The 21,100-nt window shown below is 61.3% G+C and carries 18 protein-coding genes; 9 read left to right on the forward strand and 9 right to left on the reverse strand.

What is annotated here, in order from left to right; genetic code table 11:
- Positions 1-239 precede the first annotated feature (239 nt).
- Positions 240-2,147 carry an SLC13 family permease gene (locus OJHNALOF_RS06630; protein ID WP_094199871.1) on the forward strand — a complete coding sequence of 636 codons (1,908 nt, stop codon included), beginning with the start codon at positions 240-242 and terminating at the stop codon, positions 2,145-2,147.
- Positions 2,148-2,161: 14 nt separating this feature from the next.
- Positions 2,162-2,428, forward strand: coding sequence for a DUF3081 domain-containing protein (locus tag OJHNALOF_RS06635; protein WP_094199870.1), 267 nt, complete (start codon positions 2,162-2,164; stop codon positions 2,426-2,428).
- A 41-nt stretch (positions 2,429-2,469) separates the two neighbouring features.
- Here OJHNALOF_RS06635 and dbpA read toward each other — a convergent pair whose 3' ends face one another.
- The 3 genes from dbpA to glnD all read right to left on the reverse strand — a co-directional run bounded on the left by dbpA (position 2,470) and on the right by glnD (position 7,707).
- Positions 2,470-3,849 (reverse strand): ATP-dependent RNA helicase DbpA, encoded by a 1,380-nt coding sequence (gene dbpA, locus OJHNALOF_RS06640; RefSeq protein ID WP_165661547.1) that lies wholly within the window; start codon positions 3,847-3,849, stop codon positions 2,470-2,472.
- A gap of 146 nt (positions 3,850-3,995) precedes the next feature.
- Entirely contained in the window at positions 3,996-5,027 is a 1,032-nt protein-coding gene (dapD, locus tag OJHNALOF_RS06645) for a 2,3,4,5-tetrahydropyridine-2,6-dicarboxylate N-succinyltransferase (RefSeq protein ID WP_094199868.1), read from the reverse strand.
- 49 nt (positions 5,028-5,076) lie between these two features.
- On the reverse strand, positions 5,077-7,707 hold the full coding sequence (glnD, locus tag OJHNALOF_RS06650; protein WP_165661548.1) for a bifunctional uridylyltransferase/uridylyl-removing protein GlnD: 2,631 nt from the start codon (positions 7,705-7,707) through the stop codon (positions 5,077-5,079).
- 106 nt (positions 7,708-7,813) lie between these two features.
- Here glnD and OJHNALOF_RS06655 point away from each other — a divergent pair, with 106 nt between their 5' ends.
- Entirely contained in the window at positions 7,814-8,407 is a 594-nt protein-coding gene (locus OJHNALOF_RS06655; protein WP_165661549.1) for a YqaA family protein, read from the forward strand.
- 70 nt (positions 8,408-8,477) lie between these two features.
- Here OJHNALOF_RS06655 and cspD read toward each other — a convergent pair whose 3' ends face one another.
- Positions 8,478-8,693, reverse strand: coding sequence for a cold shock domain-containing protein CspD (gene cspD, locus OJHNALOF_RS06660; RefSeq protein WP_094199865.1), 216 nt, complete (start codon positions 8,691-8,693; stop codon positions 8,478-8,480).
- 413 nt (positions 8,694-9,106) lie between these two features.
- Here cspD and clpS point away from each other — a divergent pair, with 413 nt between their 5' ends.
- Both clpS and clpA read left to right on the forward strand, forming a co-directional pair.
- Positions 9,107-9,424: an ATP-dependent Clp protease adapter ClpS gene (gene clpS, locus OJHNALOF_RS06665; RefSeq protein ID WP_094199864.1), complete on the forward strand. Its 318-nt coding sequence runs from the start codon at positions 9,107-9,109 to the stop codon at positions 9,422-9,424.
- Between the two features lie 49 nt (positions 9,425-9,473).
- A complete protein-coding gene (gene clpA / locus OJHNALOF_RS06670) occupies positions 9,474-11,729 on the forward strand; it encodes an ATP-dependent Clp protease ATP-binding subunit ClpA (protein WP_165661550.1) in 2,256 nt (751 codons plus the stop codon).
- A gap of 150 nt (positions 11,730-11,879) precedes the next feature.
- On the opposite strand, the gene infA is transcribed toward clpA, so the two are convergent.
- The 4 genes from infA to OJHNALOF_RS06690 form a co-directional block, all read right to left on the reverse strand.
- Positions 11,880-12,098, reverse strand: coding sequence for a translation initiation factor IF-1 (gene infA, locus OJHNALOF_RS06675; RefSeq protein ID WP_014291892.1), 219 nt, complete (start codon positions 12,096-12,098; stop codon positions 11,880-11,882).
- 75 nt (positions 12,099-12,173) lie between these two features.
- Entirely contained in the window at positions 12,174-12,878 is a 705-nt protein-coding gene (locus OJHNALOF_RS06680; RefSeq protein ID WP_094199862.1) for an arginyltransferase, read from the reverse strand.
- Positions 12,875-13,579 carry a leucyl/phenylalanyl-tRNA--protein transferase gene (gene aat, locus OJHNALOF_RS06685; RefSeq protein ID WP_206063578.1) on the reverse strand — a complete coding sequence of 235 codons (705 nt, stop codon included), beginning with the start codon at positions 13,577-13,579 and terminating at the stop codon, positions 12,875-12,877. The genes OJHNALOF_RS06680 and aat overlap by 4 nt, the downstream gene beginning before the upstream one ends.
- A gap of 9 nt (positions 13,580-13,588) precedes the next feature.
- Positions 13,589-13,759: a CopG family transcriptional regulator gene (locus OJHNALOF_RS06690; RefSeq protein WP_094199860.1), complete on the reverse strand. Its 171-nt coding sequence runs from the start codon at positions 13,757-13,759 to the stop codon at positions 13,589-13,591.
- 107 nt (positions 13,760-13,866) lie between these two features.
- On the opposite strand from OJHNALOF_RS06690, the gene dauA reads away from it, so the two are divergent.
- A complete protein-coding gene (dauA, locus tag OJHNALOF_RS06695; RefSeq protein ID WP_165661552.1) occupies positions 13,867-15,609 on the forward strand; it encodes a C4-dicarboxylic acid transporter DauA in 1,743 nt (580 codons plus the stop codon).
- 77 nt (positions 15,610-15,686) lie between these two features.
- Here dauA and trxB read toward each other — a convergent pair whose 3' ends face one another.
- Positions 15,687-16,646: a thioredoxin-disulfide reductase gene (trxB, locus tag OJHNALOF_RS06700; protein WP_094199858.1), complete on the reverse strand. Its 960-nt coding sequence runs from the start codon at positions 16,644-16,646 to the stop codon at positions 15,687-15,689.
- Between the two features lie 602 nt (positions 16,647-17,248).
- Here trxB and lrp point away from each other — a divergent pair.
- From lrp to lolA, 3 genes are all read left to right on the forward strand, one after another.
- Complete coding sequence (gene lrp / locus OJHNALOF_RS06705; protein ID WP_019935522.1) at positions 17,249-17,752, forward strand: leucine-responsive transcriptional regulator Lrp; 504 nt, start codon at positions 17,249-17,251, stop codon at positions 17,750-17,752.
- A 163-nt stretch (positions 17,753-17,915) separates the two neighbouring features.
- The gene (locus OJHNALOF_RS06710) at positions 17,916-20,486 is read left to right on the forward strand and encodes a DNA translocase FtsK (protein WP_165661553.1); all 2,571 of its coding nucleotides are present in this window, start codon (positions 17,916-17,918) and stop codon (positions 20,484-20,486) included.
- A 3-nt stretch (positions 20,487-20,489) separates the two neighbouring features.
- Positions 20,490-21,098, forward strand: a complete 609-nt coding sequence (lolA, locus tag OJHNALOF_RS06715) for an outer membrane lipoprotein chaperone LolA (protein WP_165661554.1) — start codon at positions 20,490-20,492, stop codon at positions 21,096-21,098.
- Positions 21,099-21,100: the final 2 nt, after the last annotated feature.

The following is a 21,100-nucleotide window of genomic DNA, read 5'->3' on the forward strand; positions in this document are numbered from 1 at the left end:
CGTCGTCAAAAAGGGCGATCTTAGCCTGCCCGCACCACAAACACCACGACGATGGCGGCCGGTTGCCGGTAAATTCGTTTTACGCCTTTATATTCAAGGTATTATCATTTTTCTGTTGTCAGCAGCCGGGGAATGACTGCTACACTCGGGCAAAATCTGTCGGTGTTCCGGCCCCTGCTGGCGGGGTGGTTCCGGTCGCCATGGCGGCACAGGATGTGCCCATTTCAGGAGCGGAAATCATGGAGCAGGCGCAGATCACCATTCTCGTCATACTGGTCGCCACCGTGGGCATGTTTTTGTGGGGGCGCTGGCGACACGACATGGTGGCCGCCGGCGCCCTGCTGGCCTGTATTCTCGCCGGCCTGGTGCCCGCCGAACAGGCCTTTGAAGGACTGGCGCACCCGGCGGTGATCACCGTGGCCTGCGTGCTGGTGCTGAGCAAGGGGCTGCAGAGTTCTGGGGCGGTCGACGTGCTGGCGCGCACGTTGCTGCCCAGCCAGTCCGGCACCGTGCTGGCCATGGTGGCCCTGACCGGACTGGGCGCGGTGCTGTCGGCTTTTATGAACAACGTGGGGGCGCTGGCGCTGCTGATGCCGGTGGCGCTGCAGATGGCCCGACGGCAGCAGTTGCCACCGGGGCGCATTCTGATGCCGCTGGCCTTTGGCACCATTCTGGGGGGCATGACCACCCTTATCGGTACCCCGCCCAACCTGATCGTATCGGGCTTTCGCCAGGCCAGCGGTGCCGATGGTTTTGGCATGTTTGACTACACCCCGGTGGGACTGGCGGTGGCGGCCTTGGGTGTGGCCTTTGTGGCCCTGGTGGGCTGGCGACTGGTGCCCGAGCGCAAGCAGGCGGGCATGGAAGGCTTTGAGTCCGGCGCCTACATTACCGAGGCCAGGGTGCCGGCGGGCTGCAAGGCCGAAGGGCTTACCCTGCGGGAGCTGGAGCTGGCGCTGGTGGAAGCCGATGCTCAGGTGCTGGGGCTGGTGCGAAACGAGGTACGGGTGATGACGCCCAGCCCGCGCCGGCGCACTCGGGCCGGCGACATTCTGATGCTGGAGGCGGAAGCCGATACCCTGTCCCATGCCCTGTCGAGTTTGGGGCTCAAGCTGGAAGAAGCCCAGGCCACCAAGGAAGAGCGGCAAAAGGAAAAAGAAAAGGAAGAAAAAGAGAAGGAAAAAGACAAGGGCAATGCCGATCCCGAAGGCGCCGCCGAGCAGGACGATGAAGCCAGGGCCAAAAAGGACAAGAAAGAGAAAAAGGACAAGCCCGAGGTTGACGGCTATGACGAGGTGGTGCTGATGGAGCTGGTGATCCTGCCCAGCTCGGAGCTGCTGGGCCGCACCGCTCGGGGCATTCAGCTGCGCACCCGGTTTGGTGTGAACCTGCTGGCGGTATCCCGCCAGGGGCAGCGTTCCTTCAAGCGGTTGCGGGCGCTGGCCTTTCGCGCCGGCGATCTGCTGCTGATGCAGGGCACGCCCGAGCTGATTGCCGAGTTTGCCTCCAGCACCGGCTGTGTGCCCCTGGCGGAGCGGGAGCTGCGTATTCCCGACAAGAAGAAGGCGCTGACCGCCGCCGGCATTATGGCGGCCTCGGTCACGGTGGCGGCCCTGGGCTGGTTGCCGGCGGCGGTGGCTTTTGCCGCCGGGGTACTGGCGTCCATGGTGTTTCGCACCGTGCCGCCGCGCTCGGTATACAACGCCGTGGACTGGCCGGTGGTGGTGTTGCTGGGGGCGCTGATCCCGGTGGCGGACGTCATGGAATCGACGGGAACGGCGCGCCTGCTGGCGGGACTGCTGCTCGACGGCATTGCCCAGGGCAGTGCCCTGGTGGCCCTGGTGCTGATCCTGGTGGTGACCATGACGCTGTCGGATTTGATGAACAACGCGGCCACGGCGGCGGTGATGTGTCCCATTGCGCTCGGGGCCGCCAACCAGCTGGCGGTGAGTGCGGATCCCTTTCTGATGGCGGTGGCCATCGGCGGCTCCTGTGCCTTTCTGACCCCCATCGGCCACCAGAACAATACGCTGATCCTGGGTCCGGGCGGCTTTAGATTCGGGGATTACTGGCGGCTGGGGCTGCCACTGGAGCTGCTGGTGGTGGCGATCAGCGTGCCCATGCTGTTGTGGATTTGGCCGCTTTAAATGAGGAGAAACAGATGCAGAACGAACTGGATAATCGCGTGATCCTGGAAGTGTTCGACAAGATTCGCCGTTTTGGCGAGCCCTATGAAGACGGGCACATGCTGGAAGGCATAGTGGCCACCAGCGATTTTGACGGTTACAGCGTGGTGCTGTCGGGCAGTGGAGTGACCTTACAGCTCAACTTCCATCAGAGCTATCACTTCGAGTATGACAGTGCGACCCTCAAGGAGCAGTTCATGTCAAAGGTTGACTACATTCATCGCCACTTCAACGAGTCCTGATCCGGCAAACGCCGCCCTGGACCCAGGGCGGCGTTTGGCCATCAGCCCAGCCGGCTGACCCGCACGCTGCGTCCCTTGATCTTGCCCTGTTGCAGGTGCCTGAGCGCCTGCCGGGCCACGTCCTTGTGTACCGCCACATAGGACTGCATTTCGGCGATGTCGATCTTGCCCACCAGGTTGCCGGCAAGGCCGGCGTCCCTGGTGAGGGCGCCGAGAATGTCGCCGGCGCGAATCTTGCTCTTGCGGCCGCCGGCGATATTGAGAGTGACCATCTCCGGCTGGCGCGGAGCGGCCTGGCCGTTCAGTGCCGCCAGTGAACCCTGTGCCATGGGTGCCTGCTGGTATTCCTCAATCATGTTGACCCGAAAGGCTTCCTGCGGACTGTACAGGCTCAACGCCAGGCCTTGCTGGCCGGCGCGACCGGTGCGGCCGATGCGGTGCACATGCACTTCGGGATCCTGGGTGATGTCGTAGTTGATCACCGCCGCCAGCTCCTTGATGTCGAGGCCGCGGGCGGCCACGTCGGTGGCCACCAGAATATTGGCGCTGCCGTTGGCGAAGCGGATCAGCACCTGATCCCGTTCCCGCTGCTCCAGGTCACCGTTCAGCGCCAGGGCGGCAAAACCCAGGGTGCCGAGGTGGTCGGCCACTTCCTGGCAGGCCCGTTTGGTATTGCAGAACACCACCGCCGAGGCGGGGGCGTAGTGTGCCAGCAGGGTGGCCAGGGCAGTCTTGCGCTGCTCGGGGCGGGTTTCAAACAGCAGCTCGACGATGTTGTCGCTGCTCGGCTCCTCGGCCACCGAGATGGTGTGGGGCTGGCGCTGCAGGCCTTGGCTGAGCTCGGCAATGCCGTCGGGATAGGTGGCGGAAAACAGCAGGGTTTGGCGTGCGGCCGGGGTAAAGGCCACCGCCTTGCGTATGTCATCGGCAAAGCCCATGTCGAGCATGCGGTCCGCCTCGTCCAGCACCAGGGTGTTGAGGGCGTCCAGGTTCAGGCTGCCCTGTTGCAGGTGCTTGAGCACTCGCCCCGGGGTGCCCACCACGATATGGGCGCCAAACGCCAGGGTGGCGGTCTGGGCCGCGGTGGGTGAGCCGCCGCACAGTGACACCAGTTTGACGTTGGCCATGGCCCGGGCCAGTTTGCGCAGCTCCCGTGCCACCTGATCCGCCAGCTCCCGAGTGGGGCAGAGCACCATGGCCTGTACCCGGTTCAGGCTGACGTCGAGCCGGGACAGCAGGCCGAGGCCAAAGGTCAGGGTCTTGCCGCTGCCGGTACTGGCCTGGGCGATCACGTCTTCGCCGGCCAGCACCGCCGGCAGGCCCTGGGCCTGAATGGGGGTCATGCGGGTATATCCCAGGGTGGCGAGGTTGTCGAGCAAGGCAGAGCCCAGGGGCAGGGTGGAAAAGTCGGTGTTGGTCACGGAAGGCTTCGCTGTGTGATGAAATGAAAGGGCCGAAGCGGCCGGGCGCGCATCATAGCAGAAATGCGGGGTGAGTGGTGTTTTTCTGGTCGGTAAAACAAAAACGGCGCCGAGGCGCCGTTTGCATCATTGGGCCTTCTGGCCGCTTAGTTGTGCTTGTGCAGTTCGGCGTTCAGCTCGATGGCAGACTTGTTGGTCTTCACCTCGATGCGGCCGGTCTGGGAGTTGCGGCGGAACAGCAGATCCGTTTTGCCGGCCAGATCGGCGGCCTTCACGGTCTGTACTTCATTGTTCTGATCGTCCAGCACGGTCACCTTGGCGCCGGCGGTGATGTACAGGCCGGATTCGATGGTGCAACGATCCCCCAGGGGAATGCCGAGGCCGGAATTGGCGCCCAGCAGGCTGCCTTCACCCACGGAAATGACGATGTTGCCGCCGCCGGACAGGGTGCCCATGGTGGAGCAGCCACCGCCCAGATCGGAGCCGTTGCCCACCACCACACCGGCGGAGATGCGGCCTTCGACCATGCTCACACCCAGGGTGCCGGCGTTGAAATTGATGAAGCCTTCATGCATCACGGTGGTGCCTTCACCCACGTGGGCACCCAGGCGAATGCGGGACGCGTCGCCGATACGCACGCCGGCGGGCACGACGTAGTCGGTCATTTTCGGGAACTTGTCCACGGAGTTGACGCTGATGGTGCGACCCTGGGCGCGGGCCTGCAGTTGACGTTTGGCCAGCTCATCCACGGCAATGGCGCCTTCGCTGGTCCAGGCCACGTTGGGCAGCAGGCCGAACATGCCGGACAGATCCAGGCCGTGCGGCTTGACCAGGCGGTGTGACAGCAGGGCCAGCTTGAGGTACACCTCGGCGGTGCTGGCAGGGGCGGCGTCGGTTTCCAGAATGGTAAGCACCAGCGGCTGGGTGCTGCCTTCCAGCACTTCGGCGATCTCGGCCTGGGCGGTGGCGTCCACCGACAGCAGTGCGGCCTTCAGCTCGCTCAGCCGGGCGGCATCCAGCTCGATGGCGGCGTTGCCACCCTGATAGCCGGTCTGGTCGGCCACGGCCTTGATCAGGGCCTCATCGGCGTTCAGCAGCGGCTGGTTGTAATAAACCTCGAGCCATTCTCCTTTGGCGGATTTGGTACCCACGCCCAGACCGAAAGCAAAGTTTGCCATGGTGTTCACTCCATAAATGTGTCGGATTCCTGAATTGGTGCCCGTTTTATCATATTTTGCCGCCATGGTTGAGTTCATCTGCCAATTTTTCCCGCAGCCGAGTGCACTCCTGCTCAGTTAATGGCCGATCGTCGCTGTTGGTGAGGCTGAAAAAGTCTTCCACTCGCTCGCCGATGGTGGTGATTTTGGCGGCGTGCAGGTTCAGGCCCTGGCGGCTGAACACGGCACCGATGCGTGCCAGCAGGCCGGGCGTGTCGAGGGCGATCACCTCCATCAGGGTGCGTTTGCTGCTGCGCGCCGGGTCCAGAAAGTGCACTTGAGTGGGCACATGAAACTCCCGGTGCCGGCGCGAGGGCGGGCGCAGCCGCGCCACCGGTGGCGTGCGGCTGTTGAGCGCCAGGCTCAGGCCGGAGCTGAGCTCGTTCAGGCGGTCGCCGCTTACCGGCTGACCATCCGGCTCCAGCACGATAAAGGTGTCGAGGGCATAACCGTCCTTGGAGGTCATGATCTGGGCGTCGTGAATGTTGAGGTTTTTCTGATCCAGGGCCGCCGCCACGCGGCCGAACAGGTTGGGGGAGTCGGGGCTGTAGATAAACAGCTCGCTACCGCCCCGGCCCGGTTGCTGGCTGATCTGCACCAGGGGCCGGTGTGGATCGTCGTGAGCCAGAATATGGCTGCTGTGCCAGGCGATTTGCTCCGGGCTGTGGCGCAGAAAGTAATCCGCGGGCAGCCGTGACCACAGCGTCTTGAGGTGTTCGGTGGGGCTGTTCATGTGCTCCAGCAGGCGGCGGGCCTGCTGCTGGTTCTCGCGAATGCGCAGGCGCAGGTCCGGTGGGTTCTCCAGCCCACGGCGCAGGGCCTTTTGTGTGGCGAAATACAGCTCGCGCAACAGGCTACCCTTCCAGTCGTTCCACAGGCCGTCGTTGGTGGCGCAGATATCGGCCACGGTCAGGCAGTAAAGAAAGTCCAGGCGCAGCTCGTCCCGCACCTGAGTGGCGAACTCGCGGATCACGTCCGGATCGTGAATATCCCGGCGCTGGGCGGTGACCGACATCAACAGGTGCCAGCGCACCAGCCAGGCCACCAGGCGGGCGTCGGAGCGGTCGAGATCATGGTCCAGGCAAAAGGCCAGGGCGTCATCGGCACCTAGGGTGGAATGATCGCCCCCCCGGCCCTTGGCAATGTCGTGGAACAGTCCCGCCAGCAGCAGCAGCTCAGGCTTGCGCAGCCGGTTGCTGATCTCATGGCACAGTGGGTGGCTGCGCCGGCGGTCGGCATCGCGAAAACGGGCGATGTTTTTCAGCACGCGGTGCGTGTGCTCATCCACCGGGTAGGCGTGAAACATGTCGAACTGCATCTGGCCGACAATCTTGTTCCACTGGGGAAAATAGGCGGCGAGAATGCCATAGCGGTGCATCAGGGTCAGTGCCAGGCGGCCGCTGCCGGGATGGCGAAGCAACATCATGAACAGGCGGCGGCAGTCGGCCCGTTCGCACAGAAATCCCGGCAGCCGGCGGCGTGCATCCCTCAGTTCGCGCAGGGTGGTGGAGTAGATGCCGGCGATTTGACCGTGCACCGCGATCTGGTAGAACAGCCGCAGCATGGCCGCCGGCTCCCGCATAAACAGCTCGGGATCCACCACGTCAATCAATCGCCCGCGCAGGCGGAATTCCGGGGTCAGGCTTTTTACGTCCATGGCGATATGGCCGAGAATGGCCTCGTCAAACAGCTGCAACAGCAACTCGTTCAGCTCGGCCACCCGGCGCACCGTCTGATAGTAGCGCTTCATCATGTGTTCGATGGACTCGTTGCCCTCGCCGGCAAAGCCCAGGGCCGCGGCCACGGCGCGCTGGCGGTCGAACAACAGACGGTTGTCGGGGCGGCGGGTGACGGTGTGCAGGGCAAAGCGCAGTTTCCACAAAAAGGTCTGGCAGTCCTGCAGCTCGGCAAACTCAGCCTCGCTGAGAAAGCCGTGGCTGACCATTTCCCCCAGGGTGGTGGCGCCGAAATGACGACGGGCAACCCAGCTGATGGTCTGAATGTCACGCAGGCCACCCGGACTGTTCTTGATGTCGGGCTCCAGCTTGTAGCTGGTATCCCGAAACTGACGGTGACGCAGTTCCTGCTCCTGGCGTTTGGCCTCGAAAAAGGCCTGGCTGGGCCAGAATTTGTCCGGCGCCGTGGCCTGGGTAAGGGCGGCAAAGGTGTGATAGCAGCCGGTGATCAGCCTCGCCTCAATCAGGTTGGTGGCCACGGTGATGTCTTGCTCACCCTGGGCGACGCATTCGGCCACCGACCGCACGCTGTGGCCCACTTCCAGGCGCAGATCCCAGAGCTGGGTGACAAAATCGGAAACGCGCTCGTTCAGGGCCTCGTCCAGGGCATGACGGCTCAGTATCAGCAGATCGATGTCGGAGCAGGGGTGCAGCTCGCCGCGACCATATCCCCCCACTGCCACCAGCGCCAGATCCGGTTGCTGATGCAGACCGTGCCGGGCCCAGAGTCCGGTCAGCAGTTGATCCATGTGCTGGGAACGGGTGCATACCAGTTCGGTGACATCGTCACCGGACTGAAAGCGTTGCTCCAGCCAGTCCTGTAACTGGCCCAGCATGTCGCGGCAGCGGACCAGGGTCAGTTCATCGGGAGACAACAGGGCGGGGGCAAGCGGGCTGGCTTCCATGGGGGCGATTTCCTTTTTGGGCTGGTGTTGTTTAAGTTAACAGAGCCCGTGAGCCGGGAAAAGCACGCCGGCCCGGAAGCTTGTGTCAACCGTTTGCGGAGCCATCATGACTCAACCCGACAATGCGCTGCCGGCCTGGATTCGGCGTTTCACCGGTTCATTCTGGCTGTTGCCACTGTTGTTTGTGCTGTCGTTGCTGGAGGCGCTGATGCTGCCGGTGCCCCTGGAGCTGGTGCTGATCCCGTTGTTGCTGATTGAACGACAGCGGTTGTGGCTGCTGGCCGGGGTGACCCTGGCCGGTTGCCTGTGCGGCGCGTTGCTGGGGTACGGTGCCGGTGCCTGGTTGTTTGACAGCCTGGATCATTCTCTGCTGGCCCATCTGGGCAGTGCCGAACAGTTTGATGACTTCTCCCGGCAGCTCGCCGAGCGGGGTTTTATGGCCATTCTGACGGTGGCGGTTACGCCGGTGCCCTTTCAGGTGGCCATGCTGGCCGCCGGCGCCGGCGATTATCCGCTGGGCCTGTTTATGCTGGCATCGGCCATAGGCCGGGGCATTCGCTATTACGGCCTGGCCTTGCTGGTGCGGCTGACCGGCAAACAGGCGCTGCGGTTGTGGCGCCATCATGCCCGTCCGCTGGGGTTGGCACTGCTGGGGCTGGCCTTGCTGGGATTTGGGCTGGGCTTCTGGTTGAACGACTGAGCCACAAAACGAAAAAGAGGCGCCTGTTGGCGCCTCTTTTCAGAAGGATGGGGTACCATCCCGTGCTTTATTATGCCGGCTCTCCTGCAGGCTCAATGCTTACCGCATGGTTGCCTTTGGGGCCTTTTTCTGTTTCGTATCGAACGACCTGGCCTGCTTTCAGGGTACGATAGCCCTCCATCTTGATGGTGGAAAAGTGCGCGAAGACATCTTCGCCCCCTTCCGTCGGACAGATAAAACCAAACCCTTTGGCGTTGTTAAACCATTTAACCGTTCCGGTTGTCATACTCGTGCGTCCTTTTACTCAAACATCCTAAACAACATTGAGAAACTGGCTGCGGCCCATTATAACTGGCGTTGATTTATCGCCGAATGAAACCGCTCGCAGTAAGCTTCGAACGAAACTACCACCGATTGCCACTACTCACTCTAGTGCAACCGGTGGGGGAGTCAAGGGGGTAGCGAGAGGCTTTTTGCGAAAGTGTCCCGTTTTGCCAGTCTTTCCGCATGACCCCGAGGATGTGTTGACAGCCCCGGTCCAGGCGGTAGGGTGAAAGACGGGAGTGGTTGCCGTGGTGGTCGGCATGATGGCTTCGGGCGACACCAAAACATTCGGCGCAGATCACAGCCACAGTCTGAAACAAGGCCAAATGCCGTTCCGCTGTAGCAGGATCCAACACCGTGATTTAGAGTAATTATATGGGCAGAAGAACACAGCAGACCGTCGAGGAGCAGGTAAGGGAGGCGGAAGAAACTGCGTTGCAGCCCCCTCCTATGTACAAGGTTATCTTGAATAATGACGATTACACCCCCATGGATTTTGTAGTGGAAGTACTGCAGCGATTTTTCGCCATGGACGTCGACAAGGCCACCGAGGTCATGCTGGCGGTACATTACCAGGGGAAGGGGGTTTGCGGACTGTTTACCGCAGAGATTGCGGAAACCAAGGTTGCGCAAGTAAACAAGTTTGCCCGTACGCACGAACACCCGTTGTTGTGCACCATGGAGCAGGCGTAAGACATGACCCAAGCAAAAGGGTGACCGGAGTTTCTTAGGGGAGGTGCCTATGTTGAACAAAGATCTTGAGAGCACGTTGAATGATGCCTTCAACGATGCCCGTCGATCCCGCCATGAGTTCATGACGGTGGAGCACCTGTTGCTGGCGTTGCTGGAAAACCCCGCGGCGAAGGAAGCGTTGCAGGCCTGTGGCGCCGATCTGGATCTGTTGCAGCGGGAAACCCGCAGCTTTATTGAACAGACCACGCCGCTGATTCCGGTGGGCGATGATGATCTCGAAACCCAGCCTACCCTGGGCTTTCAGCGGGTGTTGCAGCGAGCCGTGTTTCATGTGCAGTCCTCGGGCAACGCCGAGGTTACCGGCGCCAACGTGCTGGTGGCCATCTTCAGCGAGCAGGAGTCCCAGGCCGCCTATTTGCTGAAAAAGGTCGGCGTGGGCCGGCTCGATGTGGTCAATTTCCTTTCCCATGGCGTCCGCAAGGACGGTGAACAGGAAGACGCCTCGTCATCCCGTCAGGAAGAGCACAACGATGAGGCGGCCAGCAACCAGACCGAAGGCTTTGTCATCAACCTTAACCAATGGGTCAAGGACGGACGTATCGATCCGCTGATCGGCCGGGATCAGGAACTGAACCGCACCATTCAGGTGTTGTGCCGCCGGCGCAAGAACAACCCGCTGCTGGTGGGTGAGGCCGGGGTGGGCAAGACCGCCATCGCCGAGGGGCTGGCCTACCGCATTGTACACAACGACGTGCCGGAAATTATTGCCGACAGCACCATCTACTCCCTCGACATGGGCTCCCTGCTGGCGGGTACCAAGTACAGGGGCGACTTTGAAAAACGCTTCAAGGCGGTGCTCAAGCAGTTTGAGAAACAGAAAGGTGCCATTCTGTTTATCGATGAAATTCACACCATCATCGGTGCCGGCGCCGCTTCCGGCGGCCAGCTGGATGCCGCCAATCTGCTGAAACCGCTGCTGTCCAGTGGCCAGATCCGTTGCGTAGGCTCCACCACCTATCAGGAATACAGTCAGATCTTTGAAAAGGACAGGGCCCTGGCCCGGCGTTTTCAGAAGATTGATATTCTCGAGCCGTCGGTGGACGACACCGCCCGCATTCTGCAGGGGCTGAAAAGCCGCTACGAGTCGCACCATGATGTGCGTTATACCACCAAGGCATTGCGGGCCGCGGCCGAGCTGTCGGCCAAGTACATCAATGACCGGCACCTGCCGGACAAGGCCATCGATGTCATCGACGAGGCCGGCGCCCAGATCCGCATGATGCCGCCGTCCAAGCGCAAGAAGACCATAGGGGTGGGTGACATTGAAGCCATTGTTGCCAAGATTGCCCGCATTCCGGAGAAGTCCGTATCCAGCTCCGACAAGGAGGCGCTGAAGAACCTGGAGCCCAACCTGAAAATGGTGGTGTTTGGTCAGGATAAGGCCATCTCAGTGCTGACCGACTCCATTCGCCTCAGCCGTGCCGGCCTGGGCAACGAGAAGAGCCCCATCGGCTCCTTCCTGTTTGCCGGCCCCACCGGGGTGGGCAAGACCGAGGTGACCCAGCAGCTGGCGCGCATTCTCGGCATTGAGCTGATTCGTTTTGACATGTCCGAGTACATGGAAGCCCACACGGTGTCCCGACTGATTGGGGCGCCTCCGGGTTACGTGGGGTTTGACCAGGGCGGCCTGCTGACCGATGCGGTGATCAAGCATCCTCATGCGGTACTGCTGCTGGACGAGATCGAAAAGGCGCACCCGGATGTGTTCAACATTCTGCTGCAGGTGATGGACAACGGCACCCTGACCGACAACAACGGCCGCAAGGCGGACTTCCGCAATGTGATCCTGGTGATGACTACCAACGCCGGGGTGCAGGAAACCGTGCGCAAGTCCATCGGTTTCCAGCAACAGGATCACAGCCATGATGCCATGACCGAAATCAACCGCACCTTTGCCCCTGAGTTCCGTAACCGGCTGGACCATATCATCTGGTTCAACCACCTCAATATGGACATTATTCACCGAGTGGTGGACAAGTTCATTGTGGAGTTGCAGGCCCAGCTGGATGCCAAGGGTGTGTCACTGGAGGTCAGCGAGCAGGCTCGCCATTGGCTGGCGGAAAAGGGCTATGACAAGTCAATGGGTGCCCGTCCCATGGGCCGGGTCATTCAGGAACAGCTGAAAAAGCCCCTGGCCAACGAGCTGCTATTTGGCGAGCTGGTCGGCGGCGGTGCGGTACGGGTGATGTTGCGCAACGAGCAGTTGCACTTCGAGTTTCAGTCGGAGGCGTCCCTGGCGCACTGAGCCGGTAATGAAAGGCAACATGCCCGGCGCCGTTTACGGCGCCGGGCATTTTTTCTTCCAACGAAAACGGAGCAGTGCCTGGCGATGAAGGGCGAAGCTTCGCCCCTGGCTGTTAAGCCTGTTGCCTCAACCGAAACGGGGAGTGACGACTTAGCGAGAGCGGAAGACGATGCGACCCTTGGACAGGTCGTAGGGAGTCAGCTGGACAGTGACCTTGTCACCGGTGAGAATGCGAATGTAGTTCTTGCGCATCTTGCCGGAGATGTGAGCGGTGACCACATGGCCGTTTTCCAGCTCAACGCGAAACATGGTGTTGGGCAGGGTTTCCAGAATGGTCCCCTGCATTTCAATACTGTCTTCTTTAGCCATTGAGTCCTCTTGTTAACGCAGGCAATAAAACGGCAGGGATCATGCCGGATTTCGCATTCAGTGTAAAGTTTATGCTCAGTCTTTCATCGCCCGCCAATGGCCGCCAACCAGCCGTTCGTGGGGGCGAAAACGTTGCTTATAGTTCATCTTGCGGCAGCCGTCGACCTGGTAGCCCAGATACAGCCATTGCTTGTTCAGCTTTTGAGCCAGCTGAATCTGACAGAGAATGGCAAAGCTGCCCAAAGAGCGCCGCTCTTCCTTCGGGTCGTAGAAGGTATACATGGCACTGAGGGAGTGGCTCAGTATGTCGATGACCGCCACTGCGATCAGCCGCTCACCGGCGTGGATTTCCAGAAAGGCCGGCGGTAGCCACTGACACAGCAAAAAGCCGTCGTACTGCTGGTGGCTGGCCGGATACATGCTGCCGTCCTGGTGCCGGCAACTGATATAGCGCTGGTACAGCTCGAAGTATTCCGGTTTGTCCTGCTGGCTGAGGCGTATGTCGAGATCCCGGTTTTTGCGCAAAATGCGTTTCTGGCTGCGACCCGGCATAAAGTCGGATACCGGAATTCGCAACGACTCGCAGGCCTGGCAGGCCTGACAGCGGGGCCGGTAGATATCGGAGCCGCTGCGGCGAAAGCCCGCCGACAGCAGTTGTTCATAGCCTTCCGGGCAGAGCAGCTCGCGGTCGAGCAGCACCAGCAACTGCTCCAGCCGGCCCGGCAGGTAACTGCAGGGGTGTTTGGGGGTCAGCCCCACCTTCAGATTGACTTCCCTCATAGGCTCAGCTCGGTTGGTTGCCAGCAGGTGGCGGACACGGACGCATGTTGCAGCCCTTTGAGTTTATGCAGAAAGCGGGATCTGGGCCAGCTCACCACGCCCAGGCTTTGCAGGTGCGGATTGGGCAGCTGGCAGTCGATCAGCTCACCGCCGTGAGCGGCAAAATGGCGGCACAGGGCCAGCATGGCCAGCTTGGAGCCGTTGCTGACCAGGTGAAACATGGACTCACCGCAAAACAGCCGGCCCAGACCAATGCCGTAGAGCCCGGCCACCAGCCGGTGCTGGTCCCATACTTCCAGCGAATGGGCATGGCCCAGGTGGTGCAGCCGGCAGTAGTTGCGCTCGATATCCGGCGTGATCCAGGTGCCGGGGCCGCTTTCACGCAGCTCGCGGCAGTGGCGAATGACCGCCTCAAAGGCGTGGTTCACCGTCAGCCGGTAGCGTTGCTGGCGTGCCAGTTTGGCCAGGCTGCGGCTGACGTGCAGCTCGGCGGGCACCAATACGGCACGAGGATTGGGCGACCACCACAGCGGCGGCTGAGACTCGTCAAACCAGGGAAAAATGCCCATGCGGTAGGCCAGCAGCAGCCGCTCGGGACTCAGATCGCCGCCCACCGCCAGCAGGCCCTCGGGATCGGCCAGGGCTAGGTCCGGCTCGGGAAACCACAGCCGGTGATCCAGTTGCGTCAGATACATGGTCATGGCTCCGGTTCAGGATGAAGACGCGTGCCAGTCTTCACCGGCCTTCTGCTCGATGTACTCACGAATGAACTGCCGCACCTTCTGGGACGGGGTGACGTCTTCTTCGGCGCAAAGTTGTTCAAACAGCGCCTTCTTGCGCGGGTCGATAAGCAGGGTCAGTCGGGCGGTACGGTGTTCCATATAACCTCCAGCGTACATCACATGTTAATCATATTAACATTGAATGTGTTGCAGACGCGCCTACACTGAATATCCGCTCATGTTTCAACCTGTTACCGGAGCCCGCCATGCCCCACCGTGCCCACCTGTTTTCCCTTCGTCCCGGCCATGCGCTGAGAGAGAGTTGCCGGGGATATGGCCGGACGCATTTGCTCAGGGATGTGCTGGCCGGGATCAGCGTCGGCATTATCGCCATTCCCCTGGCCATGGCGCTGGCCATTGCCAGTGGAGTGGCGCCCCAGTATGGTCTCTATACCGCCATTGTTGGCGGTTTTGTCATCGCCCTTGCCGGCGGCTCCCGGCTGAGCATTTCCGGCCCGACCGCCGCCTTTGTGGTGATCCTCTATCCCATTGCGCAACAGCATGGCCTGGGCGGACTGCTGCTGGCCACCCTGATGGCCGGAGTTCTGCTGGTCGTGATGGCGCTGTTACGCGTGGGGCGTCTGGTGGAATACATTCCCGAGCCGGTGATTCTGGGCTTTACCGCCGGCATTGCCGTGGTGATTGCCGGCTTGCAGCTGAAGGACTTCTTCGGGCTGACCGTGGACGGACTGCCCGAGGCATTTCTGCCCCGGCTGGGAGCGCTGGCCTTGCATCTGCCGGAGCTGCACTGGCCCAGCCTGCTGGTGGCCGGGATTACCCTGGCCATCATGCTGCTCTGGCCTCGCCTGAACACCGGTGTGCCCCCGCATCTGCCGGCAGTGTTGCTGGCCGGACTGGCGGCGGCGTGGCTGAATCAACAGGGGCTGGCCATAGACACCATCAGCAGCCGGTTCAGCTATTTGCTGCCCGATGGCACTCAGGGGGCGGGCATTCCGCCGGTACTGCCCGCCCTGGTTTGGCCCTGGCAACAGCCGGGTCCCCATGGTGACGCCATCGGGTTGAGCTGGACATTGATACAAGAACTGTTGCCGGGAGCCTTTGCCATTGCCATGTTGGGGGCAATCGAATCCTTGCTGTGTGCCGTGGTGCTGGACGGCATGACCGATCAGCGCCACAGTGCCAACAGTGAGCTGTTGGGGCAGGGCATTGGCAACCTGGTGGTGCCCTTCTTTGGTGGCATCCCCGCTACCGCTGCCATTGCCCGTTCGGCCGCCAATGTCAGGGCCGGCGCAGTGTCACCGGTGGCGGCCATGGTGCATGCCCTGGTGGTGCTGGCGGGGTTGGTGCTGCTGGCCCGTTGGCTGGCCTATCTGCCCATGCCGGCCATGGCTGCCTTGTTGCTGGTGGTGGCCTGGAACATGAGCGAAGCGCACAAGGCGGTGCATTTGTTTAAAACCGCTCCCAGGGGCGATGTGTTGGTATTTTTGACCTGTTTTTCCCTGACCATTGCCCTGGACATGGTGATCGCCATTACCGCCGGCATGCTGATGGCCATGGTACTGTTTGTGAAAAACATCGCCGAAATGACTCGAGTGAGCGACATTTCCCACCATACGGGACTGGTGCCCGAGGCCTTGCCGGTGGGCTGGGCGGTATACCGCATCAATGGGCCGCTGTTTTTTGCCGCCGCCGACAGGGTGTTTGGTGAGCTGGCGTTGTTGACCCGTGATCATCATGGCGTGGTGCTGAGCATGGATGCGGTGCCGGTACTGGACGCCGGTGGCCTGTCGGCGTTGAGCCGTTTTGTGAGCGAGTGTGGCCGCAGAGGCATGAAGGTGGTAGTGGCGGATCTGCCGTTTCAGCCGTGGCAAGTCCTGGTCCGCGCCGGCCTGGCTTCGGCGAATGGCGAGCTGTCCTTTTATCCTACCCTGCCGCAGGCGCTGGACCATGTGCGGCAACACCGCCCGGCACCGGCTCACACCGCCTGAGCAAAAAAAACGGCGCTGTGCAGACAGCGCCGTTTTTATCTTTCAGCCAGAGGCAGCCGCGATGACCGCGTTCGGTGTTACAGCTGGGCCTGGGCGTCCAGGTAGCGCTCGGCGTCGAGGGCGGCCATGCAGCCGGTGCCGGCGGAAGTAATGGCCTGACGGTACACATGATCCATGACGTCGCCGGCGGCGAACACGCCTTCGATGCTGGTCTGGGTGGCATTGCCGTGCAGGCCAGACTGCACCTTGAGGTAGCCGTTCTCCATTTCCAGCTGCTCGGCAAAAATGCCGGTGTTGGGCTGGTGGCCGATGGCGATAAAGACCCCGGCCACGTCCAGCTGCTCGATGGCGTCGGATCTGGTGTCCTTCAGCCGTACGCCGGTTACGCCCATGTCGTCACCCAGCACTTCGTCCAGGGTACGGTCGGTGTGCAGCACGATATTGCCGTTGTTGACCTTGTCCATCAGCCGGTCGATCAGGATCTTCTCGGAGCGGAACTGGTCGCGACGGTGAATCAGGTGCACTTCGGAAGCGATGTTGGACAGGTACAGGGCCTCTTCCACGGCGGTGTTGCCGCCGCCTACCACGGCGACCTTCTGGTTACGGTAGAAAAAGCCGTCGCAGGTGGCGCAGGCCGACACGCCGCGACCCTGAAAGGCTTCTTCCGACGGCAGCCCCAGGTACTTGGCCGAGGCTCCGGTCGCAATGATCAGGGCGTCACAGGTGTACTCGCCGCTGTCGCCCCGCAGGCGGAAGGGGCGCTGGCTCAGCTCCACACTGTTGATATGGTCGAACACAATCTCGGTTTCAAAGCGCTCGGCATGCTCCTTCATTCGCTCCATCAGCGCCGGACCGGTCAGGCCTTCTGCATCGCCGGGCCAGTTTTCCACTTCGGTGGTAGTGGTCAGCTGGCCGCCCTGCTGAATGCCGGTGACCAGCACCGGGCTGAGGTTGGCCCGGGCGGCATAAACGGCGGCGGTATAACCGGCGGGGCCTGAGCCCAGAATTAGCAGTTTGGCGTGTTTGGCTTGACTCATGTGTTTCTCCAAGCTTGGGAAAGTAGGCGACGAAAATATGGCTTTCGATTGTAGGGGATAGGCCTTGGGGAATAAAGCGTGACGGCATTGATTCTCCGTCGTGCAGGGCGATACACGGAGAAAAGTGTTATAACGAATTCTTATGCAATATAACTGCAATCAATCTAAGTGCGGTTGCCTCCGCCGTCTTGCCAGAGAAAATGCTGTCCAGTGGCGGCCATGTCCGGGGTATACACCTGGCCAAGCCGCAGGTGCACGAGTTTTTTAGAGGGATCTGTGGCGCTGCTTTAGATGAAACTAAAAATGGGACGTTTCAGGGCAATTAGCTGACAGTATTTCTGCAAACTGGAGTTTGACGCTTTTTTTACCTTAATGACAAACATATGTGCTACCTGTTTGCGGTTTATCATGTTAAGCTTCTGTTTGCTGCTTTTTGTATATGTAATCAATAATTTCATATTTTTATTTTCCTTATCGCAGCCGTCACCGAATCGGGGTTCGTCCCGGTCAAGACAATATTGCCTGAACCACTCCCGATTCGAACAGAGGCGGGGGTGACTAGTCCGGAACCAAAAGTGGAATCTAGCGAAATGAGCCAAAGGATGGATGAAGTATTGGATGCGAACAATCGCCCCCTCAAGGAGCTTGATCGCATCGACCGCAACATACTTAACGAACTGCAACAGGATGGCCGTATCTCCAATGTGGAGTTGTCCAAGCGAGTGGGCCTGAGCCCCACACCCTGCCTGGAGCGGGTACGTCGGCTGGAGCGGCAGGGATACATCGAAGGCTATACCGCCATTCTCAACCCGCAGTTTCTTGACGCCTCACTGCTGGTGTTCGTGGAAATCACCCTGAACCGGGGCACCCCGGACGTGTTTGACGAGTTCAATGACGCGGTGCAGAAGCTGGAAGAAATCCAGGAGTGTCACCTGGTGTCGGGGGATTTTGACTACCTGCTGAAAACCCGGGTGGCTGACATGTCTGCCTACCGCAAGCTGCTGGGGGAGACCCTGCTGCGCCTGCCCGGTGTGAACGACACGCGAACCTATGTGGTGATGGAAGAGGTCAAGCAGAGCAACCGACTGGTGATCAACACCCGTTAAGCTGTGCTATTGTGCCCGGCTCTGGTATTTTTATGCCGGCGGGACTCGAACACCACACCCAGCGAGCGGCCCAGGCCGCTCGTTTGTCGTTGTATGGTGGCGACTTTTTTCGTCGCCCTATCCTGATAACCTGAGCACAATCATAATAACGAGGAGCGGACGTTTGGCGGAGAAAAAGCTGTTTACTCCCATGTCTGGTTTGCAGCGTCTCTTTGAGGCCGGTCTGATAGCCATCATTGTACTGGCCGTGTTCATGATGCTGTCGCTGGTGTCTTATCACCCATCCGATCCGGGCTGGTCACAAACCGCCTGGGGCGGTGACATCCGCAATGCTGCCGGCCCGGCCGGGGCCTGGCTGGCCGACATACTGCTGTTCGCCTTTGGCTTTTCTGCCTACCTGCTGCCGCCCTTCATGGTGTTTGTAGGCTGGGTGACGCTGTGGCGGCCCAAGGGGCTGATCGATATCTGCTACCTGACCCTCAGTCTGCGTATCATCGGGTTTCTGATGGTGATGCTGAGCCTGCTGACGCTGGCCAGCATGAACATCGGCGACATCTACTATTTCTCTGCCGGCGGTCTTATCGGTGACATGCTGGCCGGTTCCCTGCACCCGGTGTTTGGCGGCCTGGGCACCACGCTGTTGCTGCTGTGCTGTTTCGCCACCGGTGTCACCTTCTTCACCGGCTGGTCCTGGCTGCTGATTGTAGAGCGCCTCGGCGCCCTGGTGATGGAGGCGCCTTCCTGGCTGTCGGCGTTACCGGAGCGCATTGCCGACTGGCAGGCTCGCCGCCGCAGTGGTGAGGGGATGATGACTACGGTTGCCGCCGTGGCCGAACCGGTGGCCGAGGTAGCGGCCCCGGCCCGGGAAGTGGGCTTTGCCGGCTGGCGCCGTTTTCGCGATCGCCTGGGCCGAGCCGACGACGAAGAGCCGGAACAGCACGGCGACGACGATCCGCTGCTGGCTCCGGTGCCGGAACAGGCCGACCCCAGACCTGCGCCTCAGAAAAAGGCGCCACCGCAACGCCGGGAGCCGGTACTGGGCGCGTCCGAGGTCAATGACGAGCCGCCGCTGGCCACCCTGGCCGAAGCCAACGGCTGGAGCCTGGACGACGATGACGACGACGAAGTCCTGGAGCTGCCCTGGCTTAACGAGGATGACGACGACGCCACGCCGGCGCCCGAGCCTGCGCGTCCGGCGGCACCGCCGGCCCCGGCCCGCAGGACCCCCGCCAGCCAGCTCAGCCCGGTGCCGGAAGTGACCCTGCTGGACCCCCCCAAGCCGCGACAGCACGCGGTAAGCGAGGACGAACTGGAGCGTATCGCCCGGCTGGTGGAAGCCAAGCTGGCCGACTACAACGTGCAGGCCAATGTGGTGGGGGTCTATCCGGGCCCGGTGATCACCCGTTTTGAGCTGGACCTGGCTCCCGGGGTCAAGGTCAGCAAAATTACCAACCTGGCGCGGGATCTGGCCCGCTCCTTGTCCGCCATCAGCGTGCGGGTGGTGGAAGTCATTCCCGGCAAGCCCTATGTAGGGCTGGAGCTGCCTAATACCCGGCGCGAGACCGTGTATCTGCGCGAGGTGATAGACACCGAGCTGTTCCACCACAGCCAGCACCCGCTGACCATGGTGCTGGGTCAGGACATCGCCGGTGATCCTGTGGTGGTGAACCTGGCCAAGATGCCCCATGTGCTGGTGGCCGGTACCACCGGCTCGGGCAAATCGGTAGGGGTCAACGTGATGATCCTGTCGATGCTGTTCAAGGCCACGCCGGAAGAAGTGCGCTTTATCATGATCGACCCCAAAATGCTGGAGTTGTCGGTGTATGAGGGCATTCCGCACCTGCTCACCGAGGTGGTGACCGACATGAAGGAAGCGGCCAATGCCCTGCGCTGGTGCGTGGGCGAGATGGAGCGTCGTTACAAGCTGATGTCGGCCATGGGGGTGCGCAACCTCAAGGGCTTTAATACCAAGGTGCAGGACGCCATTGATGCCGGCGAGCCGCTGCGGGATCCGTTATGGCAGCCCACCCAGTCGATGGATACCTATCCGCCGGCACTGGAAAAGCTGCCCCATATCGTGGTGGTGATCGATGAATTTGCCGACATGATGATGATCGTCGGCAAAAAAGTGGAAGAGCTGATTGCCCGTATCGCCCAGAAGGCCCGGGCCGCCGGTATTCATCTGATTCTGGCGACCCAGCGGCCCTCGGTGGATGTGATCACCGGCCTCATCAAGGCCAACATTCCCACCCGGATGTCGTTCCAGGTGTCGAGCAAAATCGACTCCCGCACCATTCTCGATCAACAGGGTGCCGAGTCGCTGCTGGGTATGGGCGACATGCTTTATTTGCCTGCCGGCGACAGCAATCCCACCCGGGTTCATGGCGCCTTTGTGGACGATCATGAGGTGCACCGGGTGGTGGCGGCCTGGAAGGAGCGGGGCGAGCCCGATTACATCGAAGACATTCTCAGCGGCGACGTCGGTGCCGACGGCCTGCTGCCCGGCGAGGCGCCGGAAGGAGGCGACGGCGAACTGGACGAGCTGTTCGACCATGCGGTGGCTTTTGTCGTAGAGTCGCGCCGAGGCTCTACCTCCAGTGTGCAGCGCAAGTTCAAGATAGGCTACAACAGGGCTGCCCGTATCATCGATCAGATGGAAGCCCAGGGCATCGTCAGCCCGGCGGGCAGCAACGGTCAACGGGAAGTGCTGGCACCACCGCCGGCGAGGGGATAACACATGAAAAAACTGATAACTCTGGGTGTGATGCTGTGGTCGGTCAGCACCCTGGCGCTGGCCGATGCCGCCGGTGAACTGCAGCAAAAGCTGTCGGCGTTGGGGCGGTTTTCCGCCGACTTCAGCCAGCAGGTGTATGACGAAAGCGGTGCTCCCATGCAACAGGCCGAAGGCAGCATGCAACTGGCCCGGCCCGACCGCTTTCGCTGGCATACCACCTCGCCCGACGAAAGCCTTATCGTTTCCGACGGCACCGATGTATGGATGTACGATCCCTTTGTGGAGCAGGTGAGCATAGTACCCCTGGCCCAGGCGGTTAAAAATACTCCCTTTCTGCTGATTTCCGGGGCCGATAGCTCGCGTTGGCAGGGTTACAAGGTCAGCAAGCAGGGTGGCCGTTTTGTGGTGGCCAGCAAGGATCCGGCTGAGCTGATTCAGCGCTTTACCCTGGGTTTTGACAGTCTGGGCCGGCTGGCACGCTTTACCGTGGTGGAGTCCGGCGGTCAGCGTAGCGAGTTTACCCTGAGCCGGTTCAACGCTAGCCCCGAGCTTGCCGCCAACGCCTTTCGTTTTACCCCGCCCGCCGGTGTGATGGTGGACGATCAGCGGTAAGG

Origin of the sequence: Oceanimonas sp. MB9 (genome assembly GCF_011319775.1) — a bacterium.
Classification (GTDB): domain Bacteria; phylum Pseudomonadota; class Gammaproteobacteria; order Enterobacterales; family Aeromonadaceae; genus Oceanimonas; species Oceanimonas doudoroffii.

Bases quoted from the DNA above. Each gene is read 5' to 3' on its own strand.
- OJHNALOF_RS06690 (WP_094199860.1), bottom strand. From the start codon at position 13,759: ATGGAACACCGTACCGCCCGACTGACCCTGCTTATCGACCCGCGCAAG.
- clpS (WP_094199864.1), top strand. From the start codon at position 9,107: ATGGGCAGAAGAACACAGCAGACCGTCGAGGAGCAGGTAAGGGAGGCG.
- dauA (WP_165661552.1), top strand. From the start codon at position 13,867: ATGCCCCACCGTGCCCACCTGTTTTCCCTTCGTCCCGGCCATGCGCTG.
- dapD (WP_094199868.1), bottom strand. From the start codon at position 5,027: ATGGCAAACTTTGCTTTCGGTCTGGGCGTGGGTACCAAATCCGCCAAA.
- OJHNALOF_RS06630 (WP_094199871.1), top strand. From the start codon at position 240: ATGGAGCAGGCGCAGATCACCATTCTCGTCATACTGGTCGCCACCGTG.
- lrp (WP_019935522.1), top strand. From the start codon at position 17,249: ATGGATGAAGTATTGGATGCGAACAATCGCCCCCTCAAGGAGCTTGAT.
- OJHNALOF_RS06680 (WP_094199862.1), bottom strand. From the start codon at position 12,878: ATGAGGGAAGTCAATCTGAAGGTGGGGCTGACCCCCAAACACCCCTGC.
- lolA (WP_165661554.1), top strand. From the start codon at position 20,490: ATGAAAAAACTGATAACTCTGGGTGTGATGCTGTGGTCGGTCAGCACC.
- cspD (WP_094199865.1), bottom strand. From the start codon at position 8,693: ATGACAACCGGAACGGTTAAATGGTTTAACAACGCCAAAGGGTTTGGT.
- OJHNALOF_RS06635 (WP_094199870.1), top strand. From the start codon at position 2,162: ATGCAGAACGAACTGGATAATCGCGTGATCCTGGAAGTGTTCGACAAG.
- aat (WP_206063578.1), bottom strand. From the start codon at position 13,579: ATGACCATGTATCTGACGCAACTGGATCACCGGCTGTGGTTTCCCGAG.
- trxB (WP_094199858.1), bottom strand. From the start codon at position 16,646: ATGAGTCAAGCCAAACACGCCAAACTGCTAATTCTGGGCTCAGGCCCC.
- clpA (WP_165661550.1), top strand. From the start codon at position 9,474: ATGTTGAACAAAGATCTTGAGAGCACGTTGAATGATGCCTTCAACGAT.
- glnD (WP_165661548.1), bottom strand. From the start codon at position 7,707: ATGGAAGCCAGCCCGCTTGCCCCCGCCCTGTTGTCTCCCGATGAACTG.
- infA (WP_014291892.1), bottom strand. From the start codon at position 12,098: ATGGCTAAAGAAGACAGTATTGAAATGCAGGGGACCATTCTGGAAACC.
- OJHNALOF_RS06655 (WP_165661549.1), top strand. From the start codon at position 7,814: ATGACTCAACCCGACAATGCGCTGCCGGCCTGGATTCGGCGTTTCACC.